A 323-nucleotide genomic window follows, 5' to 3' on the forward strand; every position below is an offset into this window, starting at 1 on the left:
GCATGATGTGCATCCAAGTGTGATGGCGCAAGTATTAACCAAAGCCCGCGAGCGTGGTCTATTGCTGATGCCAAGTGGGCAATATCGCCATATCATTCGCTTATTACCGCCACTTACCATAGATTCTGACACCCTAAAAGAAGGGTTGGATATTCTAAAAGAGGTACTCATCGCGCTTCCTGATGGATTGCCTGCCGCTTAATGTTTAGGAGTGCTTAGGCGTGCTGAGGATAGATAGCGCATCGTCATAACCAAATGCTCGAAACAAAATACTTATTATTAAGCTAAAGATTTATTAACTCTATTACAAGGATGTTTATTTG

Annotated in this window: 1 pseudogene; it reads left to right on the plus strand. The window is 42.4% G+C overall.

The features are described 5' to 3' along the window. A pseudogene (locus AAEY83_RS13565) lies at nt 1–202 on the plus strand (aspartate aminotransferase family protein); the annotation flags it as partial. Between the last annotated feature and the right edge of the window lie 121 nt (nt 203–323).

This window comes from Psychrobacter sp. TB20-MNA-CIBAN-0197, assembly GCF_040309765.1.
Lineage (GTDB): Bacteria > Pseudomonadota > Gammaproteobacteria > Pseudomonadales > Moraxellaceae > Psychrobacter > Psychrobacter submarinus.